The sequence below is a fragment of the Streptomyces sp. NPDC086787 genome, assembly GCF_044745865.1.
GTDB lineage: Bacteria > Actinomycetota > Actinomycetes > Streptomycetales > Streptomycetaceae > Streptomyces.
In genome coordinates this window covers 532031-548150 of sequence record NZ_JBIVBC010000003.1, presented here as the reverse complement: position 1 = coordinate 548150, position 16120 = coordinate 532031, and the positions used below count along the sequence as shown (strand labels likewise).

The window sequence follows — 16120 nt, the reverse complement described above, 5'->3', positions numbered from 1 at the left end:
AGTTCTCAAGGAACGGACGCTTCCTTTGTACTCACCCTCTCGGGCTTTCCTCCGGGCGCTTCCCTTCGTTCTTGCGTTTCCGACTCTATCAGATCTTTTCTCGACCCGATTTCCTCGGTGCTTTCCAGGTTCCCGCTCTCGCGTTTCCCTTTCCAGCGGTTCCGACTCTACCAGATCCTTTCGGGCCTGATTCCCAGTCAGCGGGGTTTGTCTTCGCGGCTGTTGGGCCGTTCCGACGAGTGAGACTTTAGCGGATTCCTCGCCCCCGAGCTAATCGGGGTCTGCGCCTTTTCGAACGCGGATTCCTCATTTCGCAAACACGTACGCCAAAGCACACAGCGACGGATCGCTGATTGATGGTTGGTACCTGCGGAATGGCTGTTCGGGGACCGACCGGAGTCGGCGCTCACGTCGAACAACCCGGAGAACACTACGTAGCGCGCAGGGGCGTGTCAACTCGCGAGACGGTGGCCCGTCCGCGGGCGTAGCCTGACCCCGTGATGACGCGTACGTGCACCCAGCTGTGGTGGGCCGCCTGACGGCGGCCGTGCTCACGTATGCACTCAACGGCCGCCGCCTCGGCGGCCGTTCTCGTTTCCCCCTCCAGGGCTCCTGAGTCCGGCCGCCGGGACGGCGGCCTCTACCAGGAGGTGGAACAGGGATGACGCGGGTCTTCAGTGGGGTCAAGCCGACCGGGCACCTGACGCTGGGGAACTACCTGGGAGCCATGCGGCAGTGGGCCGAGGTGGACCAGTACCGGTCCGACGCGCTGTTCAGCGTCGTGGATCTGCACGCGCTGACCGTGGACCACGATCCGGCGCGGACTCGCCGGCTCAGTCGGCAGGCAGCGACGCTGTTGCTGGCGTCGGGGCTCGATCCGCGGTTGTGCACCGTGTTCGTACAGAGTCATGTGGACGAGCACGCGCGGCTGTCCTATGTGCTGGAGTGCGTGGCCACCGACGGTGAGATGCGGCGGATGATCCAGTACCGGGAGAAGGAGGCGCGGGAGCGGGCGCGCGGCCGTGGTGTGCGGCTGTCCCTGCTGACGTATCCGGTGCTGATGGCGGCGGACATCCTGGCGTACGGCGCCGACGAGGTGCCGGTGGGGGACGACCAGAAGCAGCACGTGGAACTGACCCGGGATCTGGCGGTGCGCTTCAACCAGAGGTACGGGCACACCTTCGTGGTGCCGAGGGCGACGGCGCCGAAGGTGGCCGCGCGGGTGATGAACCTTCAGGATCCGACGTCGAAGATGGGTAAGTCGGAGGACTCCGGGCCGGGCATCGTCTATCTGCTGGACGAGCCGGACGTGGTGCGCAGAAAGGTGATGCGGGCCGTCACCGACAGCGGGCACGAGGTCGTGTACGACCGGGAGGGGCGCCCGGGGGTGGCGAACCTGCTGGAGATTCTCGCAGCGTGCACGGATGGGAACCCTGAGTCACTGGCGGCCGTTCACCAGTCGTACGGCTCTTTGAAGAAGGACACCGCGGAGGCGGTGATCGAGGTTCTGCGGCCGGTGCGGGACAGGCACCGGGAGCTGTGCGCGGACCCTGGATATGTGGAGGAGGTGCTGCGGCATGGTGCGGAGAAGGCTCGGGCGATGGCGCGGCCGACCGTCGATACCGCCTATCGGGCGATCGGACTGCTGCCGCCGGTGACGGAGGCCGAGCCCGCGCTGAACGCCGCGCGGTAGGCGCGCGGGCTGGTGGCGAGGCGTGAGGCGAAGTGCTGGCGCATCGTGACCTCGCTGCCGAAGCCCGCGCGCCGGGCGACCTCCGGTATCGGCAGGTCGGTGCGTTCGAGGAGCTTCTGCGCCGCGGCGATGCGCTGGTCCAGGAGCCAGCGCAGCGGTGTAGTGCCGGTGGCGGCGGTGAAGTGGCGGGCGAAGGAGCGCGGTGACATTCCGGCCTGGGCGGCCAGGTCGGCGACCGTGAGCGGTTCGTGGAGCTTGCGCAGCGCGTGTTCGCGTACGGCGGCGAGAGTGTCGGCGTCGCGGTCCGCGCGTGGGGTGGGGTGCTCGATGAACTGTGCCTGGGTGCCGCTGCGGAAGGGGGCGGTCACCATCGCGCGGGCGATGGTGGCGGCCGCCTCGGCGCCGTGGGTCAGGCGGACGAGATGAAGGCAGAGGTCGATGCCGGCCGCGGTGCCCGCCGCGGTCCAGATGTTGTCGTCCTCGATGAAGAGGGCGTCGGGGACGACGGTGACGAGGGGGTGCCGGGTGCGCAGGAGATCGACCAGGTTCCAGTGGGTGATGGCCCGGCGGCCGTCGAGAAGGCCGGCCTGGGCGAGGGTGAAGGCCCCGCCGCAGAGTGCGGCGATGGTGGTGCCGCGGGCGTGGGCGTGGCGGAGTGCGGCGAGGACGGCGGCGGGTGCGGGAGTGAGGTGGTCGTCGAGGCCGGGGACCAGGACGAGGTCGGCGCGGGAGAGCCAGGCGAGGGTGCGGTCGGGGTGGAGTGCGAAGCCGCCGCGCATCGGGATCGGAGTGGTGCTGTCGACGGCGACCCTGCGCAGTTCGAAGGCGGGGGCGCCGCGGTCGGTGCGGTCGGTGCCCCAGACCTCCGTGATGACGGAGACGTCGAAGGCGCGGATGCCGGGGAAGGCGAGGAGTGCGACGCGTTGGACGTTCTCGGGCTCCATGCTGGCAGTAAACCATCGATCGCTGACTTTTCACCCTCTGGGGGGATGGTGCGACCGGGGGCAGGATCGGGAACATGGAGATCGCGAAGAACGCAGCGCTGGTGGTCGTGGACGTGCAGAAGGGCTTCGAGGAGTCCGGGTTCTGGGGGCCGCGCAACAACCCCGGGGCGGACGACAACATCGCCGGGCTGATCGGCGTGTGGCAGGAGACGGGCCGTCCGGTCGTGTTCGTCCGGCACGACTCGGTGAACCCCGCGTCACCCCTTCGGCCGGGATACGAGGGCAATGACTTCAAGGAGTACGTGGAGGCGCGGCGCGGCAGGGGCGCCGGAAAGGAACTGCTGGTCACGAAGACGGTGAACTCGGCCTTCTACGGCACGCCGGATCTGGGGGCGTGGCTGGAGGCGGAGGGGATCTCGCAGCTCGTGGTGATCGGGATCCAGACGAACATGTGCGTGGAGACGACCGCCCGGATGGGCGGGAACCTCGGTTACGACGTCCTGGTCCCCCTGGACGCGACGCACACCTTCGATCTGGAGGGCCCGTTCGGCTGGCGGCGCGACGCGGACGAGCTGGCGCAGACGTCGGCGGTGTCCCTGCACGGAGGTGGCTTCGCCCGCGTGGTGACGACGAAGGAGGTGATGGCGGCAGCGGCGTGAACCGCCGCCGCGAGTCCGTGCGGTTCCGATCGGTTGGTGCCGATCAGTGGGTGCCGGTCAGTCCTTCTTGCCGGAGGCCAGTGCGCGGCTGCGGTCGCGGGCGGCTTCGAGGGCGGCGATCAGGGCGGCTCGTACACCGTGATTCTCGAGTTCGCGGATGGCGTTGATGGTGGTGCCGGCGGGCGAGGTGACGTTCTCGCGGAGTTTGACGGGGTGTTCGCCGCTGTCGCGGAGCATCACCGCGGCGCCGATCGCGGACTGGACGATGAGTTCGTGGGCCTTGTCGCGGGGCAGGCCGAGGAGGATTCCGGCATCGGTCATGGCTTCCACGAGGTAGAAGAAGTAGGCCGGGCCGGAGCCGGAGAGGGCGGTGCAGGCGTCCTGCTGGCTCTCCGGGACGCGGAGGGTCTTGCCGACGGCGCCGAAGATCTCCTCGGCGGTGGCGAGGTGGTCTCCGGTGGCGTGGCTGCCGGCGGAGATGACCGACATGGCCTCGTCCACGAGCGCGGGCGTGTTCGTCATGACGCGCACCACGGGGGTGCCGGCCGCCAGACGCTCCTCGAAGAAGGAGGTGGGGATGCCGGCCGCGCCGCTGATGACCAGGCGGTCGGTGGGGATGTGCGGAGCCAGTTCGTCCAGGAGGGTGCCCATGTCCTGCGGCTTGACCGTGAGGATCAGGGTGTCGGCGGACTTGGCGGCCTCGGCGTTGGTGACCGGGGTGACTCCGTGGCGGGCACGGAGTTCTTCGGCCCGCTCGGGGCGGCGGGCGGTGACCAGGAGGTCGGCGGGGGCCCAGCCCGCCCGGATCATTCCGCTCAGCAGGGCTTCACCGATCTTGCCGGTACCGAGGACTGCGACTTTCTGCGTCATGGTGCGGGTGCCCTCCGGGGGTTTGCGTGGTCCGGGTCATCCTCGCACCGCCGGTGTGATGTGGGGGTGGTTGTCCGTGGGGCGGACGTCCACCCGTCGGCCGCCCGGTCGGTCAAGGCCAGGACCGCCCCGTGCCGACGTCCGCCGCCCGACCCCACGGCGTCACGCAGTGCGACGGCGGAGCGTGGCCGCGCCCAGGGTGAGTACCAGCAGGGCGCAGCCCGCCACGATCAGGCCGTCCCTGACGAAGGTCGCCGTCATGTCGGTGTGGCGGAGGACCTCGTTCATGGCGTCGACGGCGTAGGACATGGGAAGGGCGTCCGAGATGCCCTCCAGGACGGGATGCATCTGGGAGCGGGGGGTGAACAGACCGCAGAGCAGAAGCTGGGGAAAGACCACCGCGGGCATGAACTGGACGGCCTGGTACTCCGAGGCCGCGAAGGCGGAGACGAAGAGGCCGAGGGCCGTGCCGAGCAGGGCGTCGAGCAGGGCGACCAGAAGCAGCAGCCAGGGTGAGCCGGTGACGTCGAGCCCCAGGACCCAGACGGCGAGTCCGGTGGCCAGCGCCGACTGGACGACGGCGAGGACGCCGAAGGCGAGGGCGTAGCCGGCGATGAGGTCGGCTTTGCCGAGGGGCATGGCGAGGAGTCGTTCGAGGGTGCCGGAGGTGCGTTCGCGAAGGGTGGCGATGGAGGTGACCAGGAACATCGTGATCATCGGGAAGATGCCGAGGAGTGCGGCGCCGATGCTGTCGAAGGTGCGCGGGCTGCCGTCGAAGACGTAGCGGAGCAGGAAGAGCATCACGCAGGGGATGAGGATCATCAGCGCGATGGTGCGCGGGTCGTGGCGGAGCTGCCGCAGGACCCGGTTCGCGGTGGCGGTGGTGCGGGAGAGGTTGAGGACGCCGGCGGGGGCGGGCGGGGTGGTGGTGCTCATCGGGTCGTCTCCTTGGTGCGGGCGGCTGCGGTCGCCTGGTCCACGAGGTGCAGGAACGCCGTCTCGACGGTGTCCGAGCCGGTGCTGTCGCGCAGGGCGTCGGGGGTGTCGTCGGCGAGGATCTCGCCCGCGCGCATGAGCAGGAGGCGGTGGCAGCGCTCGGCCTCGTCCATGACGTGGGAGGAGATGAGCAGGGTGGCGCCGCGGTTGGCGGCGATGTCGTGGAAGAGCTGCCACAGGTCACGGCGCAGGACCGGGTCGAGGCCGACGGTGGGTTCGTCGAGGACGAGGAGTTCGGGGGTGCCGAGGAGGGCGACCGCGAGGGAGACGCGGTTGCGCTGTCCGCCGGAGAGGTTTCCGGCGAGGGCGTCGGCGTGGCTGCTGAGGTCGACGTCGGCGATGGCCCGGGTGATGTGTTCGTGGCGGCGTTCGGCGGCGGCTCGTCCGGGGTCGAGGATCGCGGCGAAGTAGTCGAGGTTCTGGCGGACCGTCAGGTCGTCGTAGATGGAGGGAGCCTGGGTGACGTAGCCGACGCGGGTGCGCAGGGCGGGGTCGCCCGCGGGGCGGCCGAGGACCTGGAGGGTGCCGAAGACCTTGGCCTGGGTGCCGACTATCGAGCGCATGAGGGTTGATTTGCCGCAGCCGGAGGGGCCGAGCAGGCCGGTGATCTGGCCGCGCGGGACGGTGAAGCCGAGGCCGTGCAGGACGGTGCGGGTGCCACGGGTGACGGTGAGCCCTGCGGCCTCCACGGCCGGGGCCTCCAGCGCGCCGGAGGAATTAATCATCATGCGATGAATAATGCTGACGGGGCGCTGTCGCGTCAAGCGGGTGCACGGGGGTGGTGTGCGGTGGCACGTGAACCGCCGCGGCGCGATCGGATGGTCGCGTTCCGCTTGCGTGCTTCCGCCTTCACGGGCTGCCCACAGGAATCCGGCACGGCCTCGACCCCCCTTACCGACAATGGGTTTCAGTGCCATTCACCGCCCCCGTGGGCTCGTGTTCCCTCGTCATCGGAGGTGCTCTCGTCATGCGCCGTGTCGTAGGCAAGGCAGATCTGTTCGCGTCTCTCGTCGTGTTCCTCGTCGCCGTGCCCCTGTGTGTGGGTGTGGCGCTGGCCTCCGGTGTCCCGGCCGAACTGGGGCTGGTCACCGGGATGGTGGGCGGGTTGCTGGTCGGCGCCCTGCCGGGCAGCAGCCTTCAGGTCAGCGGGCCCGCCGCCGGGCTGACGGTGCTCGTGTACGAGGCCGTGCGGGAGTACGGGGTCGAGGCGCTGGGGGTGCTGGTGCTCGCCGCCGGGCTGGTGCAGGTGGGGCTCGGGATGCTGCGGCTCGGGCGGTGGTTCCGGGCGGTGTCGGTGGCGGTCGTGCACGGGATGCTCGCCGGGATCGGGCTGGTGCTGGTGGCCGGTCAGGTGTACGCACTCGGGGACGCGACCGCCCCGGCGGGCGGACTCGGCAAGATCGCCGGGCTGGTGTCGCTGCCGGGGCGGGTGGAGCCGGTGGCGCTGGCGGTGGGCGCGGCCACCATCGCCGTACTGCTGCTGTGGCCGCGCTGGCGGCAAGGTGCCCGGCTGGCGCCCGCGCCACTGGTGGCGGTGGCGGGCGCCACGGTGGTGACCTGGGTGTTCGACCTGGACGTGCGGCGGGTCGAGGTGCACGGCGTGCTCGCGGCGGTACGGCTGCCGCAACCGGCGGACTTCGGCCGGCTGACGGAAGTGGGCGTGCTCGGGACCGTCGTCGCCTTCGCGCTGATCGCGTCGGCCGAGTCCCTGTTCAGTGCGGCGGCCGTGGACCGTATGCACCGCGGTCCGCGCACGGACTACGACAAGGAGCTGATCGCACAGGGAGCGGGCAACACGGTGTGCGGGTTGTTGGGCGCGCTGCCGATGACCGCGGTGATCGTGCGGAGCGCGGCGAACGTGCAGGCCGGGGCGCGTACCAAGGCGTCCCGGGTGCTGCACGGGGTGTGGCTGGTGGTGTTCGCGGCCCTGTTTCCCGGGGTGCTCGGGGCGGTTCCGGTGGCGGCGCTGGCCGGGCTGCTGGTGCACGCGGGCTGCAAGCTCGTCCCGGTGCGGGAGCTGCGTGGACTGTGGCACGGGCACCGTGGAGAGGTCGTGGTGCTCGGGGTGACGGCGGGCGTGATCGTCGTCGGGAACCTCTTCGAAGGGGTGTTGGTCGGGATCGCGCTGTCGGTGGCGAAGACGGCGTGGGAGATCAGCCATGTGCACGTGGAGAGCGAGGACCGCGGGGAGGCGGGGATCGTCGTACGGGTGCGTGGGCACGCGACGTTCCTGCGGCTGCCGAAGCTGCTGGACGCGCTGGAGGAGGTGCCGCACGGCCGGAAGGTGCGCCTTGAACTGGGCGGCCTCGGGTATGTGGACCGGGCGTGCGCGGCGGCTCTGGAGGGGTGGGCCGCCGCGCGCGATCAGGTGTTCGTGGCGACCAGCAGCAGCACGTCGTAGGTCTCCTCGACCAAGCCGTCCGGGAAGACCTTCAGCAGGTGGGCGCGCTCTTCTTCGAGGAAGGCGGTCCGGCGCTCCTCGGAGGTGACGAGGAAGGCCGAGTGGCTGCCCACGTTGGCGAGATGGGTGGCGACGGGCACCCGGCGGCTCCAGCGGACCGTGCGGCGGGTGAACCGCAGCCGGCCGCTGGGGTCGGCGAGGCCGGTCCGGTCGGCGGCCGCGCGCTTCTCGGCGGCGAGGTCGAGGCCGAAGAACCGGCCGGCCCGCGCGGCGGCCTCGGTGATCCACTCGACGTCCGCGGCATCGGTGTTCCACCACAGCGCCAGCGCGCCGCCCGGGCGCAGTACGCGCAGCGCCTCCGGCACCGAACGGGCCGGGTCCGTCCAGTGCCAGGCCTGGGCGTAGGTGAGGAGGTCGGCGCTCGCGTCGGCCAGCGGCAGGGCGTCGCCGCTGCCCCGCACGATCGGGACCTCGGGCAGGACCCGGCGGAACTCGGCCGCCATGCCGTCGCCGGGCTCCACCGCCAGCACGTCGGCGCCCCGCGCGCGCAGCAGCGCCGTGGCGATACCGGTACCGGCGCCCACGTCCACGACCCGGGCGCCTTCGAGGGGGCGCGCGGAGAGTTCCTCGACGGCGTCGAGGAGGGCCGGCGGATAGGAGGGGCGGTTGGCGGCGTACTGGGCCGCGGCGCCGTTGAAGGAGTGGGCCCGGGCTGCCTGGGAGGGGGTCGTGGTCATGGAGCCATGGTGGCGGGCGCGGAGACGGTGGCGACAGGGGATTTACGACGACCCGGCCACGCCCCGCCCGGACCGCCCCCGCCCCGGGCGGCGCCCGCTGCTACCCGCGCCGCTTCCGCGCGGGGTTGCCCGTGCGACGTGCCGTGCGGCGGGTGTACTCCTCGCGCGCCTGCTCGTACTCCTCGCGGTGCAGCTTCTCGCCCGGGGCCTCGGTGAGGGAGCGGACGAAGTAGGCGAGGAGCGACCCGACGAAGCCGATGGCCAGCAGCCCGCGCAGCGAGGCCTGGCGGTCGGGGTCGAGTCGTCTGCCGAAGCCGTCCCACGTGTTGCGGAATGCGAGCGCGCTGCAGACCGTGAACATCGTCACCACCAGCACGTTCACGAAGGAGCCGGTGTCCGCGATCTGAAGCCCCTGGTAGGCGAGGCGCAGGACGAGGGCGGAGACGACGGCCGCCGCGAGCGAGCCGACGGCCACGCCGGCCCGGCGGGCCGGGTAGCGGTCGTCGTGGTCCACCCAGGACGTGCCGAAGAATCGCAGGGGCTCGGGGCGGGGGCCGGGTTCGTCGCTCACGGGACGATTATGGCTCCGCGCTCCCCGCCCGCTCCGTACGGGGTTGCGTACCGGGTCAGGAGCAGCGGGAGGCGACGAAGCCGTCGCTGCCCGTGTGCACGTAGGTGTCCGAGACGTACTGGCCGTTGCCTATGCAGTCCCAGATCTTCGAGGTGCCGTACGGGCCGGTCACCGTCGTGCCCGTGGTCTGGCAGCGGATCGTGACGTGGCTGCCGCCCGGCAGGGAGCGGACGACGCTGAAGCTGGTGCCGGGACCGCTGCGGACGTTCACGGTGACGCCCGGCGCGGTCACGTAGGTGTTCGTGGCAGTGGTGTTCGCGGCCGCCTGGGCACGGTCGACTGACATGGTGTACTCCCCCCGTTGCACTCCATGAGGGGGACGGCGCACGGGTCCTCGCCGGTTCCCTTTCGGCTGGAAATTCGGCCAAAAGTTCGGTCGGAAACGAAAGCACACGGTCGCGATTCGTACGCACGAACGGGCACGCCGCCTCTGTCTCGCACGCGTCATCGACTAGGCTCCCTGCGTCGCGCGGCAGGTGAGGACGATCGGTACGGGGGGTTCCATGGCACGGCACAGGAACACCGGCTCCGAAGCGGAAGCGGAACTTCCCGAATACGCCGGTCACTACCGGCTGGAGTCACGGCTGGGTTCGGGCGGTATGGGTGTGGTGCACCTGGCCCGGAGCACCTCGGGGCTCAAGCTCGCCGTGAAGGTCGTGCACGCCGAACTCGCCAAGGACCGTGAGTTCAGGGACCGCTTCCGGCAGGAGGTGGCGGCCGCCCGGAAGGTGAGCGGAGCCTTCACCGCGCCCGTCGTGGACGCCGACCCCGAGGCCGATCGGCCCTGGATGGCCACGCTTTTCATCCCCGGGCCCACGCTCGCCGACCACGTCAAGCGGAACGGCGCGATGCCGCCCGCGCGACTGCGCCTCCTGATGGCCGGGCTCGCGGAGGCGCTGCGTGACATCCACCGGGCGGGGGTCGTGCACCGGGACCTCAAGCCGAGCAACGTGCTGCTCGCCGACGACGGCTCGAAGGTCATCGACTTCGGCATCTCCCGGCCCAACGACAGCGAACTGCGCACCGAGACCGGCAAGCTGATCGGTACCCCGCCGTTCATGGCTCCCGAGCAGTTCCGGCGGCCGCGCGAGGTGGGACCCGCCGCCGACATCTTCGCGCTCGGCTCGGTGATGGTGCACGCGGCGACCGGGCGTGGACCGTTCGGCTCCGACAGCCCCTACATCGTCGCCTACCAGGTCGTGCACGACGAGCCCGATCTGACGGGCGTGCCCGGCGACCTGGCGCCGCTGCTGCTGCGCTGCCTGGCCAAGGAGCCCGAGGAGCGGCCGACACCGGACGAGATCGTGCGGGAGCTGCGCTCGATGGCGGCCTCGTACGACACGCAGGCGTTCGTGCCGGTGCGGTGGGAGGGGGACGCGCCCCACCAGGAATCACCCAAGGAATCGCCCCAGGAGAGCGCGGCGGAGTCCGGGGCGCAGGCCGCGCCGGACGCCGGGGAGCCCGGCGGCGCCCGTACGCCGAGGCGGCTGCGGAGACGTGCGGCGCTGGCCGCGGGAGCGGTCGCGGTGGTGCTGGGCGGTGTGTTCGGCTCGGTGCAGTGGCTCGGCGACCACGACCGTACGCCCATGCCCGCCGCAAAGGACGTCGGCGACACCGCGGCGGCGTTCCACCCGTGGCAGGCCAAGGCCGTCCGCAAGGGCGCGGACATGCCTCAATGCGTCTACGGCGCGGAGGCGTTGCTGTGCTACCGCTCCGGGCTCGCCTACGCGCTCGACGCGGCCGACGGCAGCGTGCGATGGCGGCGGCCCCTGTCCGACGAGCGCGTCAGCTCGGCACCGGCGCTGGCGGGCGGGCTGCTGGTGGTGCCCGCGGACGGCGGGAGTCGGGTCGTGGCGCTGGATCCGGCGTCGGGCCGTACCCGGTGGACGTGGCACGTGCCCGTGTCCGGGCTGATGGTGGCGGCCGGCGACATGGTCCTCGCCGCCGACAGCGACGGATCCGTCACGGGCTTCTCCACCGCCACCGCCAGGACGAAGTGGAAGCACCGGCCCGCCGCCCCCGAGTTCCCCTACCTGGCCACCTTCGCCGGCGATCCGCTGGTCTACGCGACCACCGTCTCCGCGGGGGGCACGCACACCCGGGTCACGGCCCTGGATCCGGCCTCCGGCGACGTGCGCTGGACGGCGCGGCTGGCGGGGGACCTGAATCCGGTGGGCAGTTCGGACGGCTCGCTGGTGCTGCTGTCCACCAACTGGGCGACCGGGAACACGACCGCGATCGTGCGCTACACCCCGGGTTCGAAGAGCTCGCGCCGTATCGCGCTGCCCATCGCCCGCTCGGCTCCCCAGGCGGGCGTGCACGGCGGGATCGTCCACCTCTTTTCGGACGGCGGCGCGCTGGAGGCGTTCGACCTGACCACCGGGCGACGGCTGTGGCTCCTGGAGACGTCCGTCACCAACGCCTCGATTCCGGCGGCCGACCGCTCCCATGTGTACATCACGGCCGCCGACGGACGGCTCCTCGCCGCCGACGCCCGCAGCGGGCACCTGCTCGGACAGACCACGCCGCGCCTCGCCACGGACTCGGACACGCTGCCCGCCACGATGCCGACCCCGCTGGTGGCCCACGGCCATGTGTACGGCGCCGGCCCCGACGGTTCGATGATCGCCGTGGACGGGCGGGACCCGTCGGCCTGGTGAGCCGCCGCGCGGGCCGCCCGGGTCAGCCCAGCTTGCTCACGTCGCGCACGGCGCCCTTGTCGGCGCTGGTCGCCATGGCGGCGTAGGCCCGCAGGGCGGCCGTGACCTTGCGGTCGCGGTTGCCCGGCGCGTACACCCCGCCCAGTGCCCGCTCGCGGCGCGCGAGTTCGGCGTCGTCGACGAGCAGTTCGATGGTGCGGCCCGGGATGTCGATGCGGATCCGGTCGCCGTCCTCGACCAGGGCGATCGTGCCGCCGGAGGCCGCCTCGGGGGACGCGTGGCCGATCGAGAGCCCGGAGGTGCCGCCCGAGAAGCGGCCGTCGGTGATCAGCGCGCAGGTCTTGCCCAGGCCGCGGCCCTTGAGGAAGGACGTCGGGTAGAGCATCTCCTGCATGCCGGGGCCGCCCTTGGGGCCCTCGTAGCGGATGACGACCACGTCGCCGTCGGTGATCCGCTTGTTCAGGATCTTCTCGACGGCCTCCTCCTGCGACTCGCAGACCACAGCCGGTCCCTCGAAGGTCCAGATCGACTCGTCCACGCCGGCCGTCTTGACCACGCAGCCGTCGACCGCCAGGTTGCCGCGGAGGACCGCGAGGCCGCCGTCCTTGGAGTAGGCGTGCTCGACACTGCGGATGCAGCCCTCCGCCGCGTCCTCGTCCAGCGCCTCCCAGCGCTCCGACTGCGAGAAGGCCTCCGCCGAGCGGACGCAGCCCGGGGCCGCGTGCCACAGCTCGACCGCGTCGGCGGACGGGGAGCCGCCGCGCACGTCCCAGGTCTTCAGCCAGTCGGCCAGGGACGGGCTGTGCACGGAGTGCACGTCCTCGTTCAGCAGGCCGCCGCGGTGCAGCTCGCCGAGCAGGGCGGGGATACCGCCGGCCCGGTGCACGTCCTCCATGTAGTACGTGCGGGTCTTCGCGACGTTCGGGGCGACCTTCGCCAGGCAGGGCACCCGGCGGGAGACCGCGTCGATCTGTTCGAGGCCGAAGGGGACGCCCGCCTCCTGGGCGGCCGCCAGCAGGTGCAGGATCGTGTTGGTGGAGCCGCCCATCGCGATGTCGAGGGCCATCGCGTTCTCGAAGGCCGCGAAGGTGGCGACGGAGCGGGGCAGGACCGTCTCGTCGTCCTGCTCGTAGTAGCGGCGGGTGATGTCCATGACCGTGCGGGCCGCGTCGGTGTAGAGGCGCTTGCGTGCGGTGTGGGTGGCGAGGACCGAGCCGTTGCCGGGCAGGGAGAGGCCGATGGCCTCGGTCAGGCAGTTCATCGAGTTGGCGGTGAACATGCCGGAACAGCTGCCGCAGGTCGGACAGGCGTTCTCCTCGATTCGGAGGATGTCCTCGTCGGAGATCTTGTCGTTCACCGCGTCGGAGATCGCGTCGACCAGGTCGAGGGTGCGGACCGTGCCGTCGACGAGCGTGGCACGGCCGGCCTCCATGGGGCCGCCGGAGACGAACACCGCCGGGATGTTCAGGCGCAGCGCGGCCATCAGCATGCCCGGGGTGATCTTGTCGCAGTTGGAGATGCAGACCAGGGCGTCGGCGCAGTGGGCCTCGACCATGTACTCGACCGAGTCCGCGATCAGGTCCCGGGAGGGCAGCGAGTACAGCATGCCGCCGTGGCCCATGGCGATGCCGTCGTCCACCGCGATGGTGTTGAACTCGCGCGGGATGCCGCCCGCCTCCTTGATCGCCTCGCTGACGATCCTGCCGACCGGCTGGAGGTGGGTGTGGCCCGGCACGAACTCGGTGAAGCTGTTGGCGACCGCGATGACCGGCTTCCGGCCGATGTCCGCACCGGGTACACCCGAGGCGCGCATAAGGGCGCGGGCGCCCGCCATGTTGCGGCCGTGGGTGACGGTACGGGACCTCAGCTCGGGCATCTCGCTCGCTCCTTCAGAGACTGCGATCAGAGAGACTTCTGATGTGCCAACGAGCGTACGCCGGTCATCCAGGGCTCGGGACACGGTGTCCGAAATGCGGGACGTGTGTCTCGCGGAGAGTGGTCAGGGCGCCGTGAGATGGCCCTGGACCACCGGCGCCACCCGGGCCACGATCTGCTCCAGATCCGCCGAGGCCAGCGGCTCCACCTTGATCACGTACCGCAGCATCGCGCACCCCACCAGCTGTGCCGCCGCCAGCTCGGCGCGCAGCTCCGCGTCCTCCCGTTCCACCTGGGCGGCGACCCGGCGCAGCAGCTGGGCACCGATCAGCCGGCGGAAGACGGCGGCCGCGGTGTCGTTGTTGACCGCGGAGCGGACGATCGCCAGCAGGGGCGTACGCGTGGTGGGGTTCTCCCAGATACCGAAGATGAAGCGGGTGAGCCGCTCGCCGACCCCGTCGAGCGGGCCGTCCGCGACCGCGCCGGGGGCGTTGAACGCGGGGGCGAAGGCGACCTCGATGGCCGCCTCGAACACCTGCTCCTTGGTGCCGAAGTAGTGGTGCACCAGGGCCGAGTCCACTCCGGCGGCCTTGGCGATGCCGCGTACGGAGGTCTTCTCGTAGCCGCGCTCGGAGAACTCCTCACGGGCCGCGGTCAGGATGCGGTCACGGGTGTCGGTGGACTCCCCGCGCGGGGGGCGGCCGCGGCCGCGCCTGGGGGGTACGGCGGCGGGTTCGCTCGTGCTGCTCACGGCCGGGGCACCCTCACCGCGGAGGCCAGGTGCAGGCGGGTGAAGGCCAGCGCCTCGGCGAGGTCGGCCTCGCGCTCGGCGCTGGACATGGCCCGCCGGGTGTTGACCTCGATGACGACATGGCCGCCGAAACCGGTGTGGGCGAGCCGCTCCAGCAGGTCGGCGCAGGGCTGGGTGCCACGGCCGGGGACCAGGTGCTCGTCCTTCGCCGAACCGTTGCCGTCGGCCAGATGCACATGTCCGAGGCGGTCGCCCATGCGGTCGATCATCTGGAGGGCGTCCGTGCGGGCCGTCGCCGTGTGGCTGAGGTCGATCGTGAAGTGGCGGTAGTCGTCCTTGGTCACGTCCCAGTCGGGGGCGTAGGCGAGCATCTCGCGGTCCCGGTAGCGCCACGGGTACATGTTCTCGACGGCGAAGCGCACTTCCGTCTCGTTCGCCATGCGCCAGATCCCGGCGACGAAGTCACGGGCGTACTGCCGCTGCCAGCGGAACGGCGGGTGCACCACGACGGTGCTCGCGCCGAGCTTCTCGGCGGCGGCGCGGGCGCGCTGGAGCTTGACCCAGGGGTCCGTGGACCACACGCGCTGGGTGATCAGCAGACAGGGGGCGTGCACGGCCAGGATCGGGATGCGGTGGTAGTCGCTGAGCCGGCGCAGCGCCTCGACGTCCTGGCTGACCGGGTCGGTCCACACCATCACCTCGACCCCGTCGTACCCGAGGCGCGCGGCGATCTCGAAGGCCGTCGCCGTCGACTCCGGGTAGACGGAGGCCGTCGACAGGGCGACCTTCGCATCCGGAATGCGGACAACGTCCCTTGGTTCTGCCACGGGGGACAGATTACGGGGTGTCCACGGCGCGGAGCGGGGTGACTGTTCGCCGTTGTGAGGTTCGCCATTGCCCGCGGTGGGCCGGTGCGCCCCGCGCGTTGCCCGGTCGGGCCCTACGCCGGTCCCATGTGGTCCAGGCGCCGCAGGATGACGCCCTCACGCAGGGCCCAGGGGCAGACTTCCAGGTTCTCCACGCCGAACAGGTCCATCGCCGCCTCGGCCACCAGGGCACCCGCGAGGAGCTGGCCGGAGCGGCCCTCGGAGACGCCGGGCAGTTCGGCGCGCTGGACGGCGGTCATACCGGCCAGCCGGGGCACCCAGGCCTCCAGGGACACGCGCTTGAGCTCACGCTGGACGTAGAGGCCGTCGCCGGAGCGGGCGGCGCCCGCGATACGGGCCAGCTGCTTGAAGGTCTTGGAGGTGGCGACCACGTGGTCGGGGGCGCCGAACCGGGCGAACTCCCCCACCGTGCGGGCGATCTCGGCCCGCACATGGCGGCGCAGCGCCCTTATCGGCTCCGCGCCGGGCGGGTCCCCGGGCAGCCAGCCGGCGGTCAGCCGGCCCGCGCCCAGCGGCAGCGACACCGCGGCGTCCGGCTCCTCGTCGATGCCGTACGCGATCTCCAGGGAGCCGCCGCCGATGTCCAGGACCAGCAGCTTTCCCGCCGACCAGCCGAACCAGCGGCGGACGGCGAGAAAGGTCAGCCGGGCCTCCTCGGCACCGCTGAGGACCTGGAGTTCGACGCCGGTCTCGGTACGCACGCGCGCGAGGACGTCGTCGGCGTTGGTGGCCTCGCGGACCGCGGAGGTGGCGAAGGGCAGCAGTTCTTCGACGCCCTTGTCCTCGGCCGCCTGGAGCGCCTCGTGCACGACGCCGACCAGCTTGTCGACCCCTGCGGGCCCGATGGCCCCGTCCTCGTCGAGGAGTTGCGCGAGCCGCAACTCCGCCTTGTGCGAGTGCGCGGGCAGCGGGCGCGCACCGGGGTGCGCGTCCACCACCAGCAGGTGCACCGTGTTGGATCCCACGTCGAGGACACCGAGTCTCATGTACGAAACGCTACTGCCACCCCGGACCGG

General features: G+C 71.5%; 15 protein-coding genes. 4 read left to right on the top strand and 11 right to left on the bottom strand.

Annotated features, from left to right (window positions below):
• Window positions 1-661 precede the first annotated feature (661 nt).
• Window positions 662-1693 carry a tryptophan--tRNA ligase gene (trpS, locus tag ACIPK3_RS12110; protein WP_402568636.1) on the top strand — a complete coding sequence of 344 codons (1032 nt, stop codon included), beginning with the start codon at window positions 662-664 and terminating at the stop codon, window positions 1691-1693.
• On the opposite strand, the gene ACIPK3_RS12105 is transcribed toward trpS, so the two are convergent.
• Window positions 1627-2637 carry a GlxA family transcriptional regulator gene (locus tag ACIPK3_RS12105; protein WP_402568635.1) on the bottom strand — a complete coding sequence of 337 codons (1011 nt, stop codon included), beginning with the start codon at window positions 2635-2637 and terminating at the stop codon, window positions 1627-1629. The two genes, trpS and ACIPK3_RS12105, sit on opposite strands and share 67 nt — an antisense overlap.
• A 74-nt stretch (window positions 2638-2711) precedes the next feature.
• On the opposite strand from ACIPK3_RS12105, the gene ACIPK3_RS12100 reads away from it, so the two are divergent.
• Complete coding sequence (locus ACIPK3_RS12100; RefSeq protein WP_402568633.1) at window positions 2712-3296, top strand: cysteine hydrolase family protein; 585 nt, start codon at window positions 2712-2714, stop codon at window positions 3294-3296.
• 57 nt (window positions 3297-3353) lie between these two features.
• Here the strand turns inward: ACIPK3_RS12100 and proC are convergent, their stop codons facing one another.
• The 3 genes from proC to ACIPK3_RS12085 form a co-directional block, all read right to left on the bottom strand.
• The gene (gene proC, locus ACIPK3_RS12095) at window positions 3354-4166 is read right to left on the bottom strand and encodes a pyrroline-5-carboxylate reductase (protein WP_402568631.1); all 813 of its coding nucleotides are present in this window, start codon (window positions 4164-4166) and stop codon (window positions 3354-3356) included.
• Between the two features lie 162 nt (window positions 4167-4328).
• A complete protein-coding gene (locus ACIPK3_RS12090; RefSeq protein ID WP_402568629.1) occupies window positions 4329-5102 on the bottom strand; it encodes an ABC transporter permease in 774 nt (257 codons plus the stop codon).
• The gene (locus ACIPK3_RS12085) at window positions 5099-5890 is read right to left on the bottom strand and encodes an ABC transporter ATP-binding protein (protein WP_402568627.1); all 792 of its coding nucleotides are present in this window, start codon (window positions 5888-5890) and stop codon (window positions 5099-5101) included. The genes ACIPK3_RS12090 and ACIPK3_RS12085 overlap by 4 nt, the downstream gene beginning before the upstream one ends.
• A 239-nt stretch (window positions 5891-6129) precedes the next feature.
• On the opposite strand from ACIPK3_RS12085, the gene ACIPK3_RS12080 reads away from it, so the two are divergent.
• A complete protein-coding gene (locus tag ACIPK3_RS12080; protein ID WP_402568625.1) occupies window positions 6130-7563 on the top strand; it encodes a SulP family inorganic anion transporter in 1434 nt (477 codons plus the stop codon).
• Here the strand turns inward: ACIPK3_RS12080 and ACIPK3_RS12075 are convergent.
• The 3 genes from ACIPK3_RS12075 to ACIPK3_RS12065 form a co-directional block, all read right to left on the bottom strand.
• The gene (locus ACIPK3_RS12075) at window positions 7527-8300 is read right to left on the bottom strand and encodes a class I SAM-dependent methyltransferase (RefSeq protein ID WP_402568624.1); all 774 of its coding nucleotides are present in this window, start codon (window positions 8298-8300) and stop codon (window positions 7527-7529) included. The two genes, ACIPK3_RS12080 and ACIPK3_RS12075, sit on opposite strands and share 37 nt — an antisense overlap.
• Before the next feature lie 100 nt (window positions 8301-8400).
• Complete coding sequence (locus tag ACIPK3_RS12070; RefSeq protein ID WP_402568622.1) at window positions 8401-8871, bottom strand: EamA/RhaT family transporter; 471 nt, start codon at window positions 8869-8871, stop codon at window positions 8401-8403.
• Window positions 8872-8926: 55 nt separating this feature from the next.
• The gene (locus tag ACIPK3_RS12065) at window positions 8927-9217 is read right to left on the bottom strand and encodes a hypothetical protein (protein ID WP_402568620.1); all 291 of its coding nucleotides are present in this window, start codon (window positions 9215-9217) and stop codon (window positions 8927-8929) included.
• Window positions 9218-9434: 217 nt separating this feature from the next.
• Between ACIPK3_RS12065 and ACIPK3_RS12060 the strand changes: the two genes are divergently transcribed.
• Window positions 9435-11591 carry a serine/threonine-protein kinase gene (locus ACIPK3_RS12060; RefSeq protein WP_402568618.1) on the top strand — a complete coding sequence of 719 codons (2157 nt, stop codon included), beginning with the start codon at window positions 9435-9437 and terminating at the stop codon, window positions 11589-11591.
• A gap of 22 nt (window positions 11592-11613) precedes the next feature.
• On the opposite strand, the gene ilvD is transcribed toward ACIPK3_RS12060, so the two are convergent.
• The 4 genes from ilvD to ACIPK3_RS12040 form a co-directional block, all read right to left on the bottom strand.
• The gene (gene ilvD / locus ACIPK3_RS12055; protein WP_402568616.1) at window positions 11614-13467 is read right to left on the bottom strand and encodes a dihydroxy-acid dehydratase; all 1854 of its coding nucleotides are present in this window, start codon (window positions 13465-13467) and stop codon (window positions 11614-11616) included.
• Window positions 13468-13590: 123 nt separating this feature from the next.
• Window positions 13591-14217, bottom strand: coding sequence for a TetR family transcriptional regulator (locus tag ACIPK3_RS12050; RefSeq protein ID WP_402568614.1), 627 nt, complete (start codon window positions 14215-14217; stop codon window positions 13591-13593).
• A complete protein-coding gene (locus tag ACIPK3_RS12045) occupies window positions 14214-15044 on the bottom strand; it encodes a sugar phosphate isomerase/epimerase family protein (protein ID WP_402568613.1) in 831 nt (276 codons plus the stop codon). The genes ACIPK3_RS12050 and ACIPK3_RS12045 overlap by 4 nt, the downstream gene beginning before the upstream one ends.
• A 113-nt stretch (window positions 15045-15157) precedes the next feature.
• Window positions 15158-16090 (bottom strand): Ppx/GppA family phosphatase, encoded by a 933-nt coding sequence (locus tag ACIPK3_RS12040; RefSeq protein ID WP_402568611.1) that lies wholly within the window; start codon window positions 16088-16090, stop codon window positions 15158-15160.
• Window positions 16091-16120: the final 30 nt, after the last annotated feature.